Here is a 20,252-nt window from a genome sequence, read left to right as displayed (position 1 = left end):
TTCCGTTAACGGAACCCAGGCTTGGGACTACCAGAGTTTGAGGGAGTGTGCTGCGTCATACAGCACGACGCAGCAGGTTAACCATACGAGAGGGTGCGTCGCGGAGACCATAAACCGTTTCGCTTTAGCCAGACATCTGATCGCGTGCCCGTGTGCCTTTTCCATGAACCGAGCGTCTTCAGGTGGCACTGGTGGCAGAGGCGGCTTGCCAGCGACCGCATCGGCGATCACCTCCGCATTGTCCCTGATGATGCCGGTGGCAGCGGACATCATCTCTTTTGCTAGCGCAGATGACGCAGCAGAGTTTCTCTCCTTCTCTTCCTTGAGATCTTCCATGATCAGGGGCGTCAGCTCGGCGTATATATTGAGGATCACCGCCTTTGAAATGAAGGCGGCCAAAGCCTTCTCCGCGATCGAGTGGCTGCGCCGCGCTGCAAGGGTGCACGAACAGAAGGAGCCGTACCGCGGCGCGGCGACGACGTGACCACAGTTGGCGGTTCTAACTGCGACGCAGAATGATTTCTGTCCCCCTTTGTGAGACGGGTTTCCTTCGAAAAGTGTCGCGTGCAGAATTCCCAGATTGCCTGTCGCGAAACAATAAGACCGTGGCTGTCGCAATGGAATGTCCGGATCGCGGCGGCCGAGGCATTGCCGAGATAGAGGATGCAGAGTTCCTCCTTGTACGGAGCCAACTTGCTATCGCGTCGTGGCGGCAATTGATCCAGATACTCGTTGACGTTCATAACGGACCTGCGGGCTAGGTTAGCAATGCTAATGGAGTCCTACTTTTTACAACTGCAAGTACCACGACTAGCGCCAAGGCTGCCAAGGGTAATGCCAGGGATATGCAAAGGCTGCAAAGGGTAATGTCAGGGACTTGCAAAGGCCGCAAAAGCTCCGCTATCTTCGCTGTTGCGCGGGGTCGAGTTCGCGCGAAAGTAATGCCGCAGGGTGCCTCTTTTCGGGGCTTGCATACGGAGGAGACCTGTGATTTACTCCAGCCATTCGCAAGTGTGAGCCATAGCGCGCCTTGTCCGAACCAGTCGCTTCGAACGCCACTTATGTGGCATGACGGACCTAACCTCGCGTAGGTTCCCCCGAATTGTTGAGCCAAGCCATTGGTCTCTACAGTGAACTGAAGTGCCAAAAACGCCGCCCGGCGTTTTTTTTGAAGCTGTTTCAATTAAAGGACAAATCAAGACAGAGGTGAGGCAGAACCCTTACCGGTAGCGGATGAGAGTGCGAAATTCCCAACAGAATCGCGCCTTACCTGCTTGCCAGAGTCGAGATTTCGTCGAGTCAACTGAGGCCTAAAGCGTCACCGACGCAGCGACCACCAGCTATGGTGATCGCACGGCTTCGACCCTGCTGCGGCAGGACAATCAACCGGGTGTAGCGCCACCCAACTGAACTTCAGCCATCAGTGCTGAGGGCGCGTCTCGGCTTGGCTCCCCGTTAAAGGGCCTGCGCCTGCTCAAGTGGCAGGTAACCCCACAACCGTAAGGCTGGGGCGATGTGTGGTCGGACAGGGACTGGGATCGCACGCTGAATCGTCCGTTTTGACGACACTCCAGCCCGTTGCACGATGTGAAATGCGGGAGCGACCGGCTCTCCATGCTTTACAAGCTGCTTGTAGAGCGAAGCCAGTCCAGAGGCGAGACCTGGAGTGGTGAATAACGGCTTTAGGCGGTGCCCGCGTTGCTTAGGTTTGTCTGACGATCACCGACTTAACCCGTGTCGGGGACGACGCTCGAACGATTGGCAATGGCGGTTGCCTTCGCGCGGCGGCTTGCGTAGTGCCAAGCGCCGAGATTTCACAATATGGAGTGGTGGTGAGGATCAAACGTAAGAATCCTGATGGTTTGCGGCCCGACGGCCAGACGGCAGAGCGTGGCTGGAAGGCAAAGTTTGAAGCTATTCTGGCCGAACACGGTGGAACGCGCGTAAACGGTGCGACGGCATCAGAACGGACCAAAGAGCACAACGCGGCCGTCGTGTTTGGCAGCCTGCACGTCTGGCACGAAGATCTCACGCCACCGATGCGCATCGAGGCGCCTCAAAACCTCAGCGACAAGCACATAAGGGCACTGGTTCGCTACTGGTATCAGCAGGGTAAGAAGCCGAAGACGATGATCGGTGACCTGTCGGTGTGGCGCAAGTTTGCGGGGTGGATTGGCAAGCCCAATCTGGTGCTCAAGTTGCAGGATTACCTGCCCGAAGTCCCGGCAGCAGAACTCGTTGTGAACGCAGCGGCCAGCAAATCGAAATCGTGGAGCCAATCTGGGATCGACACCGAGGCGAAGATCAACGAAGCGTTCCTCATGGACCGCCGGTTTGGCTTGATGCTCATGGTGCAGCTCGTGTTCGGCTTGCGGATGAAGGAGGCTCTCTGCCTGAAACCTCACAAGGCGGACCACGGCAACGGTTTGAAGGTCTACGGCAGTGATGGCCCGAAGGGAAGTCGTGAGCGCTTGATCGAAATCGAACACGAAGAGCAACGGATCATGCTTGATGCGTTAAAGGGATTCACCACTGTGAGGGGGCGCCTCGGCTGGGATAAAACCGGTCATGGCAAGCCAGCGACGCTCAAAAGTAACATCCAGCACTACTACTACTGCTTGCGCAAGATCGGCATTACGAAGAAGAACGCAGATGTCTGCGGCCACGGGTTGCGGGCGGAATACGCTGAAAATTGCGCGATCGCCAAGGGCCTGCTGCCGGCGACGCTCGGGGGCACCGCTGACCAGATGCCCAAGGAAGAGGTGGAGCATATCCTCATGCAGGTGAGCGAAAACCTCGGGCACAGCCGGACGCAGATCACGGCCAGCTACTTCGGCAAGTTCGACAAGCTAAGAGCTGACAAGATCGCCGAGGGCACCGCGAAGAAGCGGGGAACCCAACACGCTATGCCGGCGGCGGACGATTCGGACGTGGCCGTGATCGAGGACCCGTATTGATCAAATCGTTCGGGGTGCTGGGTAGTTCAGGGGTGGACGTAGACGTTCCTCACGCTCAGGCGGCCGTGGTCTCTCATTCCTGTGTGCCGTGAAACGAAGGGGGTCTTAATTGTGGCTATCATCCCCTTCATGCGCAGACAGGCAGTGAGATGTCCCGTGTTTCACGAAGTTCGACCAGCGACGTCTCGGTCCGCGGCCTTAATGCGCGGCGGCCACGATTCAATGCCCTATCATTGCGCAGTTGCTCCGATCAATGGCCGGATCGTGGCTAATCTGGGCAGACGAGGGGTTATGGCGATTTTCGAAGAGGCCGGTTTGCCGCCCGGTTGGATGATATGTTTGAACTCAATCCCTGAGACGCGGGGCAACCGATGCATAGACCTGGAGAATTGACGGAACGTAGGTTGACGCAGGCACGTCGCCTTTTGGCAATTGCGCAAACCGGACTGCATTATTCGGCGCAGGCGTTCGACAGGGAGCGCTACGAAGAGATACTGGGCATCGCCCACGCCCAGCTTGCCGAACTCGCTCATATGCAAACAGAAGACGTCATACACCTTTTCGCTCGCGAAGAAGGCTATGCAAATCCGAAGCTCGACGTTCGCTGCGCGGTCTTTGATGACACCAATCATGTCCTGCTCGTGCGCGAAGCTGCGGATGGTTGCTGGTCCCTGCCGGGTGGATGGGCTGATATTGGTACATCACCGACCGAGAACGCTAAACGCGAAGTTCGTGAGGAGAGCGGGCATGCTGTACGCATCAAGCGATTACTTGCACTGTGGGATATGCCAAAACATGGGCATCCGCCGTCTGTCTTTCACATCTGGAAGCTGGTGTTTCTCGGCGAGCTCGACGCTTTGGGCGAGATTTCTGGCGTGGAAACGAACGCCGCCGACTTCTTTCCCATTGACGCACTGCCTCCGCTATCACTGGGGCGAATTTTGCCTCAGCAGATTCGGAAACTTTACGAACTTCGATGCAATGGGGGCATGGAGTTTGACTGATTCAGCGCACCCGAAGGCATAGCTTCAGACCAAAATGAAATGATCAGTTTTGTAGGTTTCCTAATTATTTAACTTGGATCTCGAGCGAGTATGGAAATACCATGCCCACCTAAGGGGTGGACTTGCAGATAACTGATGCGAGTTTTTTACCAGACGTACGCGCTGGCGGCGATTTCCGAATCACTGATTCGGAAATCTGCTGATACGAGCCCACTCCCGAATTCCGAATTGATGATTCGGAAATTTGATGCCCGAGGCCGGAGTCGAACCGGCTCGCGTTTCGAATGGCGGCTGATTTTAACTCCGCCGTGGCTATCCATTTCATCACTCTCACTGGAGGGTATCCCGTGAGTCGTACACGAACCCGTGGGCGATGAGTCCACTGCTCCCGAAGACGCTAGCTGGAAATTGCTGGCTCCAAATACGGCGACGGGTCCCAAAGGACGCCGCCACTGCCGAAGATCAAGGCGAGGAACAGGTCTACGTCCGGCAGTGCTGGCTTGATAAAGAGTTCAAAGAAGGCCGGCACGAAAAACGTCTGCGAACATTCGCAGTTGTTCAGCAGTTCGGTCTCGCAGACCCTGTATGCGATCTGTGAGCAGTGCTGGTTCCGCTCTCGCTCTTGCAGCCAACTCAGACCCTAAGTCAATGAGTCCCTCAGCGATTGCCTCGAGAAAATCGATCTGCGCCTCGCCCGAGCGTTTGCGATAGGCACGCGAAGCATTATGGTGAGCCGAGATGCCGCGCCGACTGAGTAGGCCAAGGCGCGGTCAAGGGGTTTCCTCTCTTCGCCAACGACTGGGTTGACCGCATGCAGCGTTGCGTCCTTACCCGGCGCACTCGGTCACGTAATCGAGATCTCGCCTGTGCGCACCATCGGACGGGTTGAGCTGCGGTAAGTCAATTTCCGACCTCGGGTCAACCCGTATTGCGAGACGATATCTGTCCGCTTATCTTTTCTACATCATACGTATGATCTAGAGAGCAAAACATGGCAACGCTACACCGGCAGGTCCTGAATCAAATGGGCGGGCAGATTTGCTCGGGCAAGTATGCGCCCGGGGATATTCTCCCTGCCGAGCCTGTGCTGGCCGAGGAGATGAAGGTAAGCCGCATCACCATTCGCGAGACCGTGAAATCGCTCTCGGCCAAGGGCATGCTCGAAGTGCGTCGTCGTTACGGCACGATCGTGTTGCCGCGCTCGCAATGGCAGTTGTTCGATCCGGACGTGATCACCTGGCGCGCTCGCGCGGGCGCAATCGACGAGGGTCTGATCCAGGACTTGATGGAGTTGCGGCTGATCATCGAGCCGAATGCGGCCAAGCTCGCTGCCAAGCGCGCGACCGCAGAGGATCGCGTCGCGGTGCGGCGTACCTTCAAGGCAATGGAGCGCGCCGTCGCCGGCCACGGCGAATACGTTCCCGCTGACCTTGCGTTCCATGGTGCAATCCTCACCGCCTGCCACAACCAGTTCATCCAGCAGATGCAGAACGCGCTTTCGGCGATCCTGCGCACCAGCTTCGAACTCAGCTCCGAAATAGCCGGTGGCCCGGCCCGCTCGCTGCCGATGCACGAAGCGCTTTGCGTCGCGATCGAGACAGGGGATCCCGAGGGAGCAGAGGAAGCAGTTCTCACGTTGATCAAGCGTGCGGAGAAGGACTTCGAAGACCGCGCCGCGCTAGATCGCGTCGCCAACAAAACACCCGCCTGACCATTTAACCAGCGGCTTTGGCTTCAACGTTATCGCGACCGGCATCCCGGTCGCGAGGGGCGCACTCGCGCTTCGCACTTGCATACCCGAAAAGGAACAACGCATGACACAGCTATTCGACTTGAGCGGCCGCACGGCGCTCGTGACAGGCTCGGCGCGAGGCATTGGCTTCGCGCTCGCCGAGGGGCTCGCCACGGCAGGCGCCAGCGTGATCCTGAACGGCACGCGTGCCGACACTGTCGCCGAAGCGGCTGGCCGGCTCAAAAGCAGGGGATTCGATGCCCAAGGCCACGCCTTTGACGTTACCGACGAACAGGCCGTAGCCGATGCGTTCGCGCAATGGGACAAGGACGGAGTACAGGTCGACATTGTCATCAATAACGCCGGCATCCAGTTTCGCAAGCCCCTTGTCGAACTTGAATTGGGCGACTGGCAGCGCGTGATCGATACCAACCTGACGAGCGCGTTTATTGTCTCGAAGCAAGAGGCGCGACGCATGATCGCCCGCGGCACAGGCGGCAAGATCATCAATATTGGCTCGCTCACGAGCGAAGCCGGGCGCGCGACGGTGGGCGCCTACACAGCGGCCAAGGGCGGCATCAAGATGCTGACCCGCGCGATGAGCGCGGAGTGGGGCGCGGCAGACATTCAGGCGAACGCAATCGGTCCGGGCTACATCCTGACTGACATGAATAAGCCGCTTGTCGAGAACGCGGCGTTCGATGCCTGGGTAAAAAGCAGCAATCCTTCGCAACGCTGGGGCAGGCCGGAGGAACTCGTCGGTACAGCCGTGTACCTGTCGTCCGCCGCATCGAGCTATGTGAACGGCCAGATCATCTACGTCGATGGCGGCTGGCTAGCCGTGCTTTAAATGCAAGCGCGCGCGGGAACATCGGAACAAAAAGAATGACCCGCACTAACCGAACAGTGTGTACGCCGAATCGATCTGGAGACATCATGGAAAGCGTCAAACCCGTTGCACCGCAAAGATGGTGGTATCTCATGCCCATCATCTTCATCACTTACAGTCTTGCGTATCTGGACCGCGCGAACTACGGCTTCGCGGCGGCGGCTGGCATCAACAGAGATCTCGGCATCTCGCAAGGCACCTCGTCGCTGATCGGTTCGTTGTTCTTTCTCGGCTACTGCCTGTTTCAAGTGCCCGGCGCGATCTACGCGCAGCGCAATAGCGTCAAGAAGCTGATTTTCTTCAGCCTCATTCTGTGGGGCCTGTGCGCCGCCGCGACCGGCATGGTCAGCAATATTCCGACGCTGATGGTGCTGCGCTTCGTGCTCGGCGTGGTGGAGGCCGCGGTGATGCCCTCGATGCTGATGTACATCGGCCGGTGGTTCACGCGCACTGAACGCTCGCGCGCCAATACGTTCCTGATTCTCGGCAATCCGGTGACGGTGCTGTGGATGTCGGTCGTGTCAGGCTATCTGGTCCACAGCTTCGGCTGGCGCGAGATGTTCGTCTTCGAAGGCATCCCGGCACTCATCTGGGCGGCGGTCTGGTGGTTCACCGTGCAGGATCGCCCGGCTGAAGTGACCTGGATGAGCGATGCCGAAAAGCTCGAATTCAGCGCCCGCCTGAAGGCTGAGCAAGCGGACATCGCGCCGGTGCGCGACTACAAGGCGGCGTTCCGTTCGTCGATCGTCTGGAAATGCTGCGCAATACATGCGCTCTGGAGCATCGGCGTGTACGGCTTCATCATGTGGCTGCCTTCGATTCTCAAGGCCGCATCGACCATCGACATTGTGTCGGTCGGCTGGCTTGCCGCGGTGCCCTATCTCGCGGCGATCATCCTGATGCTGCTTGCTTCCTGGCTCTCGGACAAAACCCGTAACCGTAAGCTGTTCGTGTGGCCGCTGCTGCTCGTGGGGACCATTGCATTCGTGGCTTCGTATCTGGTCGGCGGATCGCACTTCTGGATATCATTCGCACTACTGGTGGTGGCGGGCGCTTCGATGTATGCGCCGTACGGTCCATTCTTCGCCCTGATACCGGAACTGATTCCAGGCAACGTGCTGGGCGGTGCAATCGGCCTGGTCAACGCGTGCGGTGCACTGGGCGCGTTCGCTGGCTCGTATGTCGTCGGCTACGGTGGAGATGGCTATGGCCGTGCACCGTCGAGCGCGCCCCAGGGCGCCGCGGACGGTGTCTATCTCGACAGCAGAAAGTACATGTGCGAAACGCTCAAACTGTTCGACGGTATTCGCAGCAGGGTTGGCTTTGACGTCGAGTTGTGCCACGACGTGCATGGCCGGCTGAAACCCGTCGAAGCGATCAAGTTCGCGTGCGAACTTGAACAGTACGACCTGTTTTTTCTCGAAGATGCGATCGCTTTGGAAGAAGGCGAATGGATTCGTCAGTTGCGCTCGAAAACCACGACGCCTTTGGCCCAGGGCGAGCTCTTCAACAATCCTTCCGAGTGGCGATTCCTGATCACCGAGCGATTGATCGATTACATCCGGGTTCACCTGAGCCAGATAGGCGGCATCACGGCCGGGCGCAAGCTGCAGATCTTTGCTGAACAGTTCGGCGTGAGGACGGCCTGGCACGGCCCCGGCGACATGTCACCGCTCGCGCATGCGGCAAACATCCATATCGACCTCGCGGCGCGCAATTTCGGCGTGCAGGAATGGTCAGGCACCGAACCACCCAACTTCGTGATCCAGGAACTCAAGGGCCCGAGAGCGGCTTTGCTGGATGTCTTTCCCGGTCTACCTGAGTTTAGGGAAGGACACGTTTATGCCAACGACAAGCCCGGCCTCGGTGTGGACATCGACGAAGCCGAGGCGGCGAAATATCCGTGCGAAAACACCGTGACGACCTGGACGCAGACGCGTCTTAAAGACGGAACCCTGCAGACGCCATAGAGGATTGCGGTCGGGTTGATTGGCCGGCTAGCATCTGATCGATCGTTAGACCACGTGGAGACGGAAATGGCCAACAAGACCTTCGACGATTTACCCCGAAGCGAGCAGGAAGACTTCCGAACGGTTTGGTTGGATGCCGGGCTCGCGCCAGACGCATTTACCGTGTCTTATACAGAGGATTTAGTCGGGACGGGTGACATCAAGGTATTGGAGCGCGAGGTTATGGTTGGTTTTGGTTGTACCTCGCCGGCCGTGTTCAAAGATCCGAAAACAGGCCAGGTCGCTCAATGCAACGCATCGACACCTGGCGTCTTTCCGATTCTCGCGCAGCACGAAATCGACACGTGCTCTGACGCATACGCCCGCATGGGCTGGGTGAAGCAGTGAACCGCAAGATCTACGAACACACCTGGTTACTTACCATAGGCAGGCGTTTAGCTGTCATCGAGCGCCGCGAATCCATCCTCCAGTAACGCACCCTGATGGGCAAAGCGGGTCGCGTCGCGGGTCCTAAGCTTGCCAAGATTCTCGATCTTCCAGCGGATTGCCGGTAGGTCGCGTAGATGGTCGTACGGCATCAGTGACCAGTCTGGCTCGAGTCTCACGAGCGAGGCGAGAAATTCGCGGTGCTCCGCGGTCAACGCCCGCGGAAGGTCATGGTGGAGTCGGGATTGGACAGCCTCAAGTGCAGCCAGATCGACCTGATCAACGGTCATGCCGACAAAGCCGGCCTCGTATTCGTCCTCAAGCGATCGCGGCTTCGCAAAGAGTACTTCGTGGACGGGGCGGTTATGACCAGCCAGATAGCCGACAAAAGCCGTCACGACGTCCGGGCGCAGACCATAAGCGTCATACATGTGCTGCACATCAAAAATATCGCGCGGATGCTGCCGGTCCAGTGCAGCCACGAGTTTGCTGCCGTAAAGCTCAGCATCGGCAAGCGTCGGCACTTCGAAGTCGACGCGGAACATTGCCTGCGCGCGCGGCACGACACTGCGCGTCACCGTCGGCGTTAATGTGCCGCGAAAAACGTAGTTCACCTCGACCTTGACCTGGGCTTCAGCGGACGAGACAGTCAGTTTCACGTCGTCGCCTTTGCTTCTGCCACTGGCGGCCGCCACGGTAACCATGTGTCCCTGTCGCTCGATGGCCTGCCGCGCACGAGCGAGCTCGTCATGGATGATTGCAAGAGCGTCGTCGCGGCCCGGCTCATGTGAACACATGACCACGTCAATATCGACGGACAGGCGGGGCAGATCCTGTACAAACATGTTGATGGCGGTGCCGCCTTTCATCGCGAAGTGGGGCGTGTCAAAAACATCTGGCGCAATCGCCAGCATGAGGCGAACCGTATTGAGGTATTGATCGTTCATTGAGAGGACGTTGAGCCTTAAGGGGGCGTGCAGATCAGGCCTTCAGGGAGAGGCGGGGGCCGCCCTTGCGGCTACTCGTCCAGCGTCGGCCGGGCCCGAGCCGGTCGACGTGCAGCTGGAGGTCTTGGCCCCAGGGAAATCCACCTGCCTCACCAAGGTCGCGCACAAGCTTGACGACCTTGACGCGCGTGCAGTGCGAGAGGAGGGTGTCCAGGACCGTCGGTCGGAGATTGCGAAGCGAGGACGCGAGGCTCATGGCCTCCTCGAGTGACTGCCCCTTCGCACGTCGCTTGCCTACATCGCTGGCGAGTTCAAGCAGCGCGCGCTCGGGCTCGGAAACGAGCAGGGAGGGATCGCGGTTCGGCAGCGGTGACAGAGCGGTGTTTTCCGGCATGCTCTGGTCGAACAGGCAGGTGGTCTGCAGGGTATAGGGCATATGTTCGCCCACCCAGTCCGGCATGACATAAGGGCGTTCAGCCCACAGCACGACGCGCTCGCGAAAGCTCAGGTTATGACGCACCCCCTGCCAGTCCAGGGCCGTTCTGCCGCCGACGTGAAGGCTCGGTATCCGCTGGGCCAGATAGGCCAGTATTCCATCCCGGGTGGGCGTGTCGCCAGCGAGCAGATAGGCGCCTTTGGACAAGCGTTGCAGCCATCCGGCGTTGACCAGATAGGTCGTCTGCTGGGCGCTCACGCCGCAGTCGCGAAGCATTTGCGGCGTGAGCGGTTGCCCGCGTGGCGCGCTTGCCATGAGCCGTTGAAGTGTTTTGCTGGCCATTCTGTCGCTAACGCATGATTTTTTATAGCATACACCCCTTTAATTTGAAGTTACAAAGAATAAATCATGCAACGTGCACGCGATGACGACATGCGACGATGAGTAGCGCAGTTCGTAGCATGGGGTTCTCAGGTTCACGCGGTATGACTTATTCTCCAGAAATACTGGTTTCCTTGTATTTGGAGAGAATAATGTATGCATTCATGTGCTGCCGCTCGCGGATCGACGTTTGACCTTCAAGTCGCGAACGCGGCCGGCACGGCAGACAGGAGTCTGTGACCTCAACAACTGGCAAAAAGACCACTGACGCAAGAGGACCTGAACGGCATCATCTTGAGAACTGCCGAAAGGCGTCTAGCCGCGGTGGGGAAATGACCCTTTTAAGAGAGATTGAAGCAGCTGAAAACGAGTCCTAAAACCCGACATTTCTTATATGGTCGCCTCCCATTTGCAAGGAGATATTGTGTTTGGCGAGGAGGGTGGTTGCGGACTTATATCCGGACTCGATCGCGGAACATACCCGCCGGCCCCGATGGATTTCGCCGCAAGGATCCTAATCTATCTTAACGGACTCGAAGTCCGAGAAATGTCCCAGGTTCGTCCTTGCGCGGTCCAACCTGTCTTGCCATCGCTCAATATCACCTATGCAACCGTGAGTGGATTTGTACGTGATACAACGAAGTGTCAAGCTGGTAAGGGCGCTGGAGTTTGATAGCGTCGACCGTACGCGAGCAACGCCCAAATAGTTCGTGCGAGCTTGTTAGCCAATGCAACGGCCACGACATTGATAGGGCGTCGGACGAGCATGTTTCTTAGCCGCTCAGGCAAATGTTTCGAACTCGATATGACCGCTCGAGCTCCGTGAACGAGCAGCGTGCGCAAGTACACATCGCCGCGTTTGCTAATGCCTCCTAGCTTGACTCGGCCACCCGAGCTGTTCTGTCGCGGCACCAGTCCCAGATAAGCCGCAAATTCCCGTCCTGATCTGAATGCCTGTGCGTTGCCGATAACCGCCACCGCGGCCGTGGCGGTGAGCAGACCCACGCCCGGGATCTCCGAGATGCGGCAGCAGGCTTCGTCACCTCGACGCCATTCTGTTATGCGTTGTTCGATACGTTGGATTTGCTCGTCGAGTGCCGATAGCCTCGATATCTGGTCCTGCAGACTGTCTGTCAGCATCGTGGGCAGTTGGTCAGCCAACGGCGCCATTGCACCTTTCGCAGCCTCAATCGATGCACGCCGACCTTGTGGCAAGACCACGCCGAACTCATACAGCAGCCCGCGCAACTGGTTCACCTGCATCACGCGGAACCTGACGAGTTGTTGGCGCATGCGGTGCAGAGCAAGCATGGCTTGCTGATCCTCCGTCTTGACAGCGACGAAGCGCATGCCGGGCCGCTGAGATGCTTCCCAGATCGCCGCAGCATCTGCAGCGTCGTTCTTGTTTGACTTGACGAATGGGCGAACAAACTGCGCTGCTATCAGCCTGACATCGTGACCGAGCTTAGCAAGTTGGCGAGCCCAGTGATGAGCGCTTCCGCAGGCTTCCATCACAATCCGGCATCGTGAACGATTAGCAAAGAACGGCACGAGTTGAGCACGCTTGAGAACTTTGCTATGGATTGCACCAGTTTCTGGATCGACGAAGTGCACCTGGAAAACGCGTGTGGCCAGGTCAATCGCAATGGTCGTGGGTTCCATCTGATTTCTCCTTACCGAGGGTGGCAACGGAAACAAGACTTTGGCACATTTGCCGGAGACGCTGAACTACGACGCTTAAACGACCGCTGAGGCGGGAGGCGACCATTCCATCTAATTAGCCCGCCCCTCGACATCTGAATCTGGCCTCGACATCGCAGCGATTGGAATTAAAAACGGCGTAGAGGCCAGTTTCTGTGGGGTCCATCGCAGCGGCAGCAAATGCAGGTGTGCTAATAACGGTTATCACACTTGGAAGGGTCGAAGCGGAGCGGTTTCGTGTTCAAAATGATGATCTGGAAGCGCGCGGGAATGGCAGGGTGGTGTCACCACGCTGACGTCGGCCGGCGCGATTGCCCGTGTTTGCCTGTGCGCAGTCCGACGCGATAGGGTGCGGGCCTCACTCACTGAACATGGCTATTAGCGATCGGTAGGAAGGAGACCGGGCGGCAAGCCACCCAGCACGATTGTTCCGTTATCCGAGCCGATGCCAGAGATCGAGACTGCGCTGGATATCCTTGCCGTCGACAACGCGAGAGAGATCACTTGCCGTTCGTTGCGGTCTCGTCCGCAGAGCCGCCGTCACAGTCAGCGCATGAAGTTCATCGGGCCCGCAAGTGGCGTCCATCTACAGAAGAGATGGATTGCATCTCAATATGTCGTCTTCTCAGGAGGCCGGTGCGCTCCTACCATTCGTGTTCGGCCAGCGGGCCGATCTGCAAGCTCTCGCGCCTCTAGCGGGGAGCTTGGGTCGTCGTCCCGTTGCTGGACTTCGGCTCCGCCAGTCGTGGGAGCCCGCTTTTCAATTACGAAAGGATGAAAGATCATGAAAAACTTAGAAGGCAAGATTGCAGTCGTCACGGGCGGAAGCAGTGGGATTGGCTTGGCCACAGCCAAGCGCTTCGTGGATGAAGGTGCGCATGTCGTAATCACTGGGCGCCGAGAGAAAGAGCTGAAAGAGGCCGCCACGCTCATTAAGAAAAACGTTACGACGGTCGTGGGCGATGTGTCGCGCTTGGAAGATCTGGACCGCCTCTTCGCTGTCGTGAAAGAGAAACATGGTCACATCGACATTCTCTTCGCGAACGCGGGCGCAGGGACAATCGCACCGCTCGCGGTAGCTAGTGAGGCCCATTTTGACCAGACCTTCGACGTGAACGTGAAGGGAATGTTCTTTACGGTGCAGAAGGCCCTTCCCCTCTTCAAAGACGGCGGTTCGATTATCCTGAACTCTTCGGTCTCGAACGTGCTCGGGCTTCCAGGATTTACTGCTTACGCCGCGAGTAAGGCGGCTGTGCGCAACTTCGCGCGCGGCTGGGCTTTGGAATTGAAAGACCGCAAGATCCGCGTGAATTGTATGAGCCCCGGAGCAATCGACACCCCGGCCTTGGCGACTACGACGGGCCTCACCGCTGAACAGGCCGAGCAAGCAGTCGCACAGTTCACCACGCAGATCCCAATGGGCCGCAGGGGCATGCCCGAGGAAATCGCCGCAGCAGTCACGTTCCTCGCCTCTGATGAAAGTTCTTACATCACCGGTATCGATCTTCCCGTCGATGGGGGCATGGCGCAGGGCTGACCCGGCGCGGTCCTGTGGCTGGACTTACGGGCACGCCGCTCTCATTGGTAGCGACACGACGTATGCGACCGATCGAGCGCGATCCGACCGCGGAAATGGAAAAGAAAACAAAGGCGATGCTATGAGCGCCGAGAAGAAGGTCCAGACCGTGAGGAATCTCTTCGTCGCGATCAGCCGTGCGATAGGACAGCATGTTGACACTGGTTGCCGAAGGCATCGAGTGGATCATCCCCGGCAGCGATTGGCCGTTGGGTGGAACGCATCGCGGACGCGCTTGGGTGGGGGCCGCATATCAGATGGCCTCCGAGGAGGTGCCGATGACCATTTCGTCTTTGCCACTGCCGTCCTGGACGGCAAGATCACGAACATCCCGGAGTACATTGACACGCAGGCAGCGCTGGCCTTAGCGGCATTCTTCGCGGTCTATGGCGAATAAGCCGTGGACCGATGCCTTGCACGTCATACGCTCATCGAATTCTCTACCGAAGGAGATCCCATGTACGACCAATCCAAGCTCGCGGAGTTGATCCGTTTCTCACGCGTCGATGCGGGCGCCACCGTCATCGACGTTTACCCGGGCGACGGAGACTGGACCCGTCTCTTTTCAGACGTCGTGGGACCCGAAGGACGGGTCTACAGCTTCGTGCCGGCCGAAGTCGCCCACTTCAAGAACGATCCGGTCGGCCTCATGCGGACGCTTGCGAAGGAGCCGGGTCGAGAGAACGTCGAGGTCGTTTCGGCGGACCTCTTGGCGATGCCGGAGGCCACTCGACCGGCTGATGTCCTGTGGCTGCACCTGTTCTACCACGACCTCCACACTGCGCTTATGCAGGCCAAAGGCGCGACGGCGGCGGAGTTCAACCGAGCCGTCTATGGGCGTCTGAAGTCCGGTGGGTACTATGTCATCGTCGATCACGCCACCGCCGCCGGGGTGGGCATGAGCAACGCCCAGTCGCTGCATCGGATTGACCCTGCGTCCGTGCGCGAGGAGGTGGAAGCGGCAGGCTTCGTACTGGACGCGGAAAGCACCGTTCTCGCCAACAAGGACGACCTGCACTCGAGCAAGGTATTCGACCCTTCGATCAAGGGTTATACCGATCGCTTCGCCTATCGATTTGTGAAGCCTTAACGAGTCCCGCCGCCCACTTGATGTCGAACTCGCAACTGGGCGCAAACAACTTGATGCGATCCGAGTAACTTTGAGCCCGGCAAGCGCGGATGACGGCTGCGCCATGGCGTTGCAACAATGCCGCCGGTGACGAGCATCGAAGATGGCCGGATCTCCGCGGCCAACCTCGAAAGCCATAGCGCGATGCAACGATTGATTTCAGGGCGAGATTGGTCAGCGCGGCATTGTGCTTGGCTTCGATCGATGCTTGGCGGCCGGCCGGACCACCTCGATTTCCGCTCCACACACCAGCCGCCGACCGGACCAGACGGCTCGTACGCGGCACTGAGTCCTTCGACAAAGAGGCGCAGCGCGGAGCTGATCAAGAGAGACGTCATCGAGCATGCAGTTGCTTTCATTCGCACTACTTTATGAATCGCATCTCAATATACCGTCTTCCTGACTCGGGGCCAGTTGACCAGTCTCGACTTCTGGATGGCCAACAAGTATTGCGCACGCGTTGAACTACGGCCTGCCGTCCAAGCACATGGACGCGGCACGCGCTTGGCCGGTCTCAAGCGAGAAAAGACTCTCTGCCGTGTGCACGCTTTCCAAGTTGCACCAGCACTATCCATCGCTAAAACGGATGGTTCGGTTCTCAATATCAGGGCTTCTCACGAGCCCGCTTCGGTCGCACCATTGAAAATCAGGGCATTCGAACGCTTCGTTTCCATTCATTCGCGAGGTCTACCATGCAGCTTCTTCATCTTGATTCCAGCGTGCTCGGTGCGGTGTCGGCGAGCCGTCGATTGTCCGCCGAGATCGTTGCCCGGCAGCTCGCTCTCCTCCCTGACCTAGCGGTCACGTACCGCGACTTGGCGGCGCATCCACCACTCCACCTCTCTGGGGCGCAATGGCAGCACGCATGGGCGAGGTCAGCGAAGACGAAACCCTCAATGAGGACTTGGTTAAGGGCGACGCTTACCTGGACGAACTGCTGGCAGCAGACATTGTTGTGATCGGCGCGCCGATGTACAACTTTTCGATTCCCACACCCCTGAAGGCCTGGATCGACCGCATCGCCGTAGCCGGCAAGACGTTTAGCTATACAGCCGCTGGCCCTGAAGGTCTGCTGAAAAACAAGAAGGCCTTTATCGCGTCGGCGCGTGGCAGTTCCTATCCCGCCAACGGGCCGTCCGCAGCCTTCGATCATCAAGAAAGCTACCTCACCGGATTGCTCGCTTTTCTCGGCATGACAGACGTCACGATCGTTCGAGCGGAGGGTCTGGCTATCGGGCCTGAGGCCAAGGACGCGGCACTTGCGCGTGCTTCCGAGGACATCGCGGCCCTTACCGCTTGGGGCCAGGTCTCTACCAACCATCGGATCTGATCATGAAGTATTCCGTCATCGGATCGGGCAGCATCGGCACGGCGCTAGCAACGCAGTTTGCCGAGCATGGCATTGAAGTGGCAGTCACCAACACGCGCGGTCCCGAGTCGCTCGTCGCACTGGCGAATCGCTTGGGACCGGCAGTTCGGCCCGTCACGCTCAAGGAAGCACTGGAGGCAAGCATCATCATCTTTGCCATGCATTTCTCTTCGCATGAAGCTGTAGCACGAGCGAGGGCGGACTGGAGCGGCAAGACGGTCATCGACGCGATGAATTACCGCGAAATGAACCTCGAACCGCTTGGGGGCCTTCAATCCAGTGATTTCGTGGCCAACGCCCTGCCTGGAGCGAAGGTGGTCAAGACATTCAATCAACTGCCCGCGGCGTTGTTGGCCCGCGCGCCCAAAGAGGGGCGGGGACGGCGGGTGATGTTCGTGGCCGGAAATCACGAAGACGCAAACGCCGAAGTCGCCTCGCTCGTATTGGCACTCGGGTTCGCGCCCATCGTGCTTGGCCGCGTCGACCAAGGCGGTCGCCTGCTGCGGTATCGCGGTCCGCTTGTTCTTCAAAACCTCATCATGCTGGACGAGTTGGCGGCTCCGATGCTCGTCTGGGGGATTATCTAATGACCAATCCGATCATCAAAGTCGAACCATTGGAATCCCCATGGCAGACCATTGATCCCTTTCTCCTCTGTGCGCATCACGTCGACCACTATCCGGCCGGCAATTCCGATTTGGGTCCGGTCGTGGCCGCCTCCAGCAGCGCGCAGGGTTGGCGCATGTACTTCGGCAAGACTGTGCCTGGTTTTCCGGCCCACCCGCATCGCGGCTTCGAGACGATCACGATCATGGGGCAGGGCGTGGTGGACCACTCGGACTCCTTGGGTGCGAGCGCCCGCTTCGGCGCGGGTGATGTGCAATGGCTCACGGCCGGACGCGGAATCGTCCACGCCGAGATGTTTCCGCTGCTCAATCCAGATGGGCCCAACACAGCGGAGGTCATCCAGATTTGGCTCAACCTTCCGGCAAAGAAGAAAATGGCTGATCCGAAGTTCACCATGTTCTGGGAACCGCAGGTTCCACGCGCCGAATTCGTGAGTAGGACTGGTCGTACGGAAGTCACTTGCATCGTCGGGGCTTTGAATGGCCAAGACGGGCGCAAGGTGCCCCCACCACCTCCGCCGGACTCCTGGGCAGCCGATCCAAAATCCGATATGGCCGTCTGGGCCGTGAAGATGTCACCGAACGCGACCTGGACTCTGCCGGCGGCATCGGGGCGCCACACGCGCAGACAGTTGTTCTTCTATAGCGGCTCCGCCGTAAGCGTCGGCGGGTTTCGCGTCGAATCGGGATCCGCCGTCGAGCTAGATTGTTCTGCGCCGCTTGAATTGGTCAACGGTTCGCTGGAATCCAACTTTCTTCTGCTCCAAGGCCGGCCGCTCGGCGAACCCGTTGTGCTGCACGGACCCTTCGTGATGAATACGCTCGATGAGATTCGCGACGCTTACGCCGATTATCGAAGCACCGGCTTCGGTGCGTGGCCATGGCCAGCCCCGGATCCCAATCATGGCCCAAGCAGGGGGCGATTTGCGATGTTCGAAGCGACAACACTGCGTCCTCAGTCGCCGGTCCATAAGCATTCGAATAGGTCAGAAAATGGAGAGCTTTCGATGAGCATCGAAGAGAACGTCCAAGTCGTCAAAGACTTCTTTGCAGCAACGGGCAGCGGCGATAGACGACGTCTGCTGTCGTTGTGCGCCGAAGATATCGAGTGGATCGTTCCGGGCGAGGGTTGGGCCTTGGCCGGGACGCATCGCGGGCATGCCGGACTGGAGGATTTGCTCCAGAAGGCCTCCGGTCTGGAAACGTCATTCCCCGAGCCTCCAGAATTCGTCGCGCAGGGAGACCGGGTCTTGATGACTGGCCTCGCTAGGGGAAAAGTGAAGGCCACAAATAGGCCGTTCGAAGATTATTTCGTCTTTGCCATGACCGTTCGAAATGGCAAGGTGACGAACATCCGGGAGTACGTTGACACGCAAGCACTGGCGCGAGCATCCGAGCCGCGAGTGTCGGACGAGCGTGCACATCGGAACGCGCGAGCAGACACGCGGCGTCGATAGCCGCGAGTACTCGTTTGGCTTCTCCAGGGCGCCTCCGCACCGGTCTGTGCACACCAAGCGTGACTCAAAAATGCTGATTTCCCGATACCACCGCTCCGCGGGGGGCGGGCCGCCATCGCAGTCTTGAGTCGGCTAAGGGTGACAGCCGACCTACCCCACTGCGGTGCTGTCCGCGGACCGCTGAGGCGCGGCCATAGGCGGAGCAGGCGCGGTGGAACTCGCGGGCAAGCGGCCGCTCCTGATGGCCACTGGGCCTGGTGTTTGCGCGTGGAGACCGATACCACCCGGGAAGGTTCATGGCCGAGCGAACGCTTTGAAAGGTGGCACCGCCTTCTGCGGCGCCGACAGAGTTCCGGGCACATCAAACTTCTCGTTGTTCACAGGTTTGACGCGTCTCTCGATAACGGACTTTGCGCAGCCGTTCGGCAAGCTTCACGGCGCCAACTTGCACGCGGTCACCGGACGCTCGGCACGCCAACGGGCGGTCTGCTTGCTTTTCTGCAGTCCTGCTGACCGTGACACGGATCCGCAAGCACCTGCATCGCTCGAATTCAATTACCTCAGAGGACCACTTGCAGCCTGCAACCCACCGCGACCAGCTGATCACCATGCTTGCCGAGGCCGCCGAAATCGAGCACTGCCTCATGTGCACTTATCTGTACGCGGCATTTTCGCTCAAGCAAGGGGTCGACGAAGATTTGCTCGAGCATGAATTGAGCGCCGTCAAGCGTTGGCGCGGCGAGATCATTGCCATCGCCACAGAGGAGATGCTTCATCTCGCGCTGGTCAACAATCTGCTGATGGCCGTTGGCTCGCGACCGCATTACCGGCACTTCAATTTTCCCGCTTTGCCGGGTCAGTTTCCTGCCGACGTCGCAGTGGCGCTGCTGCCCTTCGACGCTGCCACCCTCGACCATTTCATCTAAGTGGAGCGTGCGAGGGAGGCTGACGAAACGGACGGTGCGAACATCGACAAGCGCGTGTATTCGCGTGACATGGAAATTGCGAACCTAGTCAGCGAAACCAGCGGCGACTACGAGACGGTCGGGGAACTGTACCAAGCCATCGCCGACAGCCTCGCGCCGCTCGCTGCGAGCCTCGGCGAAGAAGGCCTGTTCGTCGGCAGCCTGGCTGCGCAGCTGACAGAGGAAGATGTCTTCCTGCCCAGCCTGTGCGCCATTTCCACGGTGGCCCAGGTGACGAGGGCACTGGACTTGATCGTCGAACAGGGAGAGGGATCGCGCGTGTGCCACGAGACGTCGCACTACGCTCGCTTTCGCACAATTCGACAGCAGTGGCAGGCGTTGTCGAGCGATCGCCCCGCGTTCAAGCCGTACCGCGACGTGGCGCGCAACCCGGTGATGCGGTCGCCGGTGACAACCGAAGAACACATACAGATCGTCAGCGAGCCTGCCATTTCCCTGCTGGACGTGGGCAACAGCAGCTACTTCCTGATGCTGCGACTGTTGGCACTCTTGAGTGATACCGCCAACTGCCTTCTGCCGCGACCCGTCGTCATGGCGCAGGCAATGACGCCCATGCACGCGCTCGCAGACGTGGGGCTTGCATTGACCAGCTTGCCAGCTATTCCCGAGTATCCAGGCGTGCGGGCCGGGCTGACATTCTGCTTGACGCGCGCCGCGTTCGGATAG

15 protein-coding genes and 3 pseudogenes are annotated in these 20,252 nt (G+C 58.9%); 14 read left to right on the top strand and 4 right to left on the bottom strand.

Translation table 11 applies throughout. The features are described 5' to 3' along the window. Nucleotides 1-27 precede the first annotated feature (27 nt). Entirely contained in the window at nt 28-399 is a 372-nt protein-coding gene (locus tag ACSOSP_RS40525) for a hypothetical protein (RefSeq protein ID WP_455315578.1), read from the bottom strand. A 1,433-nt stretch (nt 400-1,832) separates the two neighbouring features. On the opposite strand from ACSOSP_RS40525, the gene ACSOSP_RS40520 reads away from it, so the two are divergent. The 7 genes and pseudogenes from ACSOSP_RS40520 (at nt 1,833) to ACSOSP_RS40490 (ending at nt 8,939) form a co-directional block, all read left to right on the top strand. Beyond that, a complete protein-coding gene (locus tag ACSOSP_RS40520; protein ID WP_455315577.1) occupies nt 1,833-2,957 on the top strand; it encodes a site-specific integrase in 1,125 nt (374 codons plus the stop codon). 404 nt (nt 2,958-3,361) lie between these two features. Continuing rightward, the gene (locus ACSOSP_RS40515) at nt 3,362-3,961 is read left to right on the top strand and encodes an NUDIX hydrolase N-terminal domain-containing protein (protein WP_455315576.1); all 600 of its coding nucleotides are present in this window, start codon (nt 3,362-3,364) and stop codon (nt 3,959-3,961) included. Nucleotides 3,962-4,952: 991 nt separating this feature from the next. Next, nucleotides 4,953-5,672 (top strand): FadR/GntR family transcriptional regulator, encoded by a 720-nt coding sequence (locus tag ACSOSP_RS40510; RefSeq protein ID WP_455315575.1) that lies wholly within the window; start codon nt 4,953-4,955, stop codon nt 5,670-5,672. Between the two features lie 103 nt (nt 5,673-5,775). Then, a complete protein-coding gene (locus tag ACSOSP_RS40505) occupies nt 5,776-6,543 on the top strand; it encodes an SDR family oxidoreductase (protein WP_455315574.1) in 768 nt (255 codons plus the stop codon). 86 nt (nt 6,544-6,629) lie between these two features. Beyond that, nucleotides 6,630-7,808 (top strand): annotated as a pseudogene (locus tag ACSOSP_RS40500) (MFS transporter); the annotation flags it as partial. A 48-nt stretch (nt 7,809-7,856) separates the two neighbouring features. Next, nucleotides 7,857-8,552, top strand: coding sequence for an enolase C-terminal domain-like protein (locus tag ACSOSP_RS40495; RefSeq protein WP_455315643.1), 696 nt, complete (start codon nt 7,857-7,859; stop codon nt 8,550-8,552). A gap of 66 nt (nt 8,553-8,618) precedes the next feature. Beyond that, entirely contained in the window at nt 8,619-8,939 is a 321-nt protein-coding gene (locus tag ACSOSP_RS40490; RefSeq protein ID WP_455315573.1) for a hypothetical protein, read from the top strand. Between the two features lie 47 nt (nt 8,940-8,986). Here ACSOSP_RS40490 and ACSOSP_RS40485 read toward each other — a convergent pair whose 3' ends face one another. The 3 genes from ACSOSP_RS40485 to ACSOSP_RS40475 form a co-directional block, all read right to left on the bottom strand. After that, nucleotides 8,987-9,925: a nucleotidyl transferase AbiEii/AbiGii toxin family protein gene (locus tag ACSOSP_RS40485; protein ID WP_455315530.1), complete on the bottom strand. Its 939-nt coding sequence runs from the start codon at nt 9,923-9,925 to the stop codon at nt 8,987-8,989. Nucleotides 9,926-9,959: 34 nt separating this feature from the next. Then, a complete protein-coding gene (locus ACSOSP_RS40480) occupies nt 9,960-10,703 on the bottom strand; it encodes a type IV toxin-antitoxin system AbiEi family antitoxin domain-containing protein (protein ID WP_455315531.1) in 744 nt (247 codons plus the stop codon). 684 nt (nt 10,704-11,387) lie between these two features. Continuing rightward, nucleotides 11,388-12,404: an IS110 family transposase gene (locus tag ACSOSP_RS40475; protein ID WP_455309677.1), complete on the bottom strand. Its 1,017-nt coding sequence runs from the start codon at nt 12,402-12,404 to the stop codon at nt 11,388-11,390. Nucleotides 12,405-13,227: 823 nt separating this feature from the next. On the opposite strand from ACSOSP_RS40475, the gene ACSOSP_RS40470 reads away from it, so the two are divergent. The 7 genes and pseudogenes from ACSOSP_RS40470 to ACSOSP_RS40440 all read left to right on the top strand — a co-directional run bounded on the left by ACSOSP_RS40470 (nt 13,228) and on the right by ACSOSP_RS40440 (nt 20,252). Next, nucleotides 13,228-13,980 carry an SDR family NAD(P)-dependent oxidoreductase gene (locus ACSOSP_RS40470; protein ID WP_074268590.1) on the top strand — a complete coding sequence of 251 codons (753 nt, stop codon included), beginning with the start codon at nt 13,228-13,230 and terminating at the stop codon, nt 13,978-13,980. Nucleotides 13,981-14,101: 121 nt separating this feature from the next. Then, on the top strand, nt 14,102-14,416 hold the full coding sequence (locus tag ACSOSP_RS40465; protein ID WP_455315572.1) for a hypothetical protein: 315 nt from the start codon (nt 14,102-14,104) through the stop codon (nt 14,414-14,416). A 60-nt stretch (nt 14,417-14,476) separates the two neighbouring features. Continuing rightward, nucleotides 14,477-15,109 (top strand): class I SAM-dependent methyltransferase, encoded by a 633-nt coding sequence (locus ACSOSP_RS40460; RefSeq protein WP_455315571.1) that lies wholly within the window; start codon nt 14,477-14,479, stop codon nt 15,107-15,109. A 731-nt stretch (nt 15,110-15,840) separates the two neighbouring features. After that, nucleotides 15,841-16,478 (top strand): annotated as a pseudogene (locus ACSOSP_RS40455) (FMN-dependent NADH-azoreductase). Between the two features lie 2 nt (nt 16,479-16,480). Then, complete coding sequence (locus tag ACSOSP_RS40450; RefSeq protein WP_455315570.1) at nt 16,481-17,104, top strand: NADPH-dependent F420 reductase; 624 nt, start codon at nt 16,481-16,483, stop codon at nt 17,102-17,104. Further along, nucleotides 17,104-18,600 carry a pirin family protein gene (locus tag ACSOSP_RS40445; protein WP_455315569.1) on the top strand — a complete coding sequence of 499 codons (1,497 nt, stop codon included), beginning with the start codon at nt 17,104-17,106 and terminating at the stop codon, nt 18,598-18,600. Before ACSOSP_RS40450 ends, ACSOSP_RS40445 begins: the two co-directional genes overlap by 1 nt. Before the next feature lie 608 nt (nt 18,601-19,208). Beyond that, nucleotides 19,209-20,252: pseudogene (locus tag ACSOSP_RS40440) on the top strand (ferritin-like domain-containing protein).

Source organism: Caballeronia sp. KNU42, from assembly GCF_053760385.1.
This window is presented reverse-complemented; position numbering and strand designations above follow the sequence as displayed.

Excerpts from the sequence above, each read along its gene's own strand:
- ACSOSP_RS40510 (WP_455315575.1), top strand. The coding sequence starts at position 4,953 with ATGGCAACGCTACACCGGCAGGTCCTGAATCAAATGGGCGGGCAGATT.
- ACSOSP_RS40505 (WP_455315574.1), top strand. The coding sequence starts at position 5,776 with ATGACACAGCTATTCGACTTGAGCGGCCGCACGGCGCTCGTGACAGGC.
- ACSOSP_RS40495 (WP_455315643.1), top strand. The coding sequence starts at position 7,857 with ATGTGCGAAACGCTCAAACTGTTCGACGGTATTCGCAGCAGGGTTGGC.
- ACSOSP_RS40490 (WP_455315573.1), top strand. The coding sequence starts at position 8,619 with ATGGCCAACAAGACCTTCGACGATTTACCCCGAAGCGAGCAGGAAGAC.
- ACSOSP_RS40485 (WP_455315530.1), bottom strand. The coding sequence starts at position 9,925 with ATGAACGATCAATACCTCAATACGGTTCGCCTCATGCTGGCGATTGCG.
- ACSOSP_RS40480 (WP_455315531.1), bottom strand. The coding sequence starts at position 10,703 with ATGGCCAGCAAAACACTTCAACGGCTCATGGCAAGCGCGCCACGCGGG.
- ACSOSP_RS40475 (WP_455309677.1), bottom strand. The coding sequence starts at position 12,404 with ATGGAACCCACGACCATTGCGATTGACCTGGCCACACGCGTTTTCCAG.
- ACSOSP_RS40470 (WP_074268590.1), top strand. The coding sequence starts at position 13,228 with ATGAAAAACTTAGAAGGCAAGATTGCAGTCGTCACGGGCGGAAGCAGT.
- ACSOSP_RS40465 (WP_455315572.1), top strand. The coding sequence starts at position 14,102 with ATGAGCGCCGAGAAGAAGGTCCAGACCGTGAGGAATCTCTTCGTCGCG.
- ACSOSP_RS40460 (WP_455315571.1), top strand. The coding sequence starts at position 14,477 with ATGTACGACCAATCCAAGCTCGCGGAGTTGATCCGTTTCTCACGCGTC.
- ACSOSP_RS40450 (WP_455315570.1), top strand. The coding sequence starts at position 16,481 with ATGAAGTATTCCGTCATCGGATCGGGCAGCATCGGCACGGCGCTAGCA.
- ACSOSP_RS40445 (WP_455315569.1), top strand. The coding sequence starts at position 17,104 with ATGACCAATCCGATCATCAAAGTCGAACCATTGGAATCCCCATGGCAG.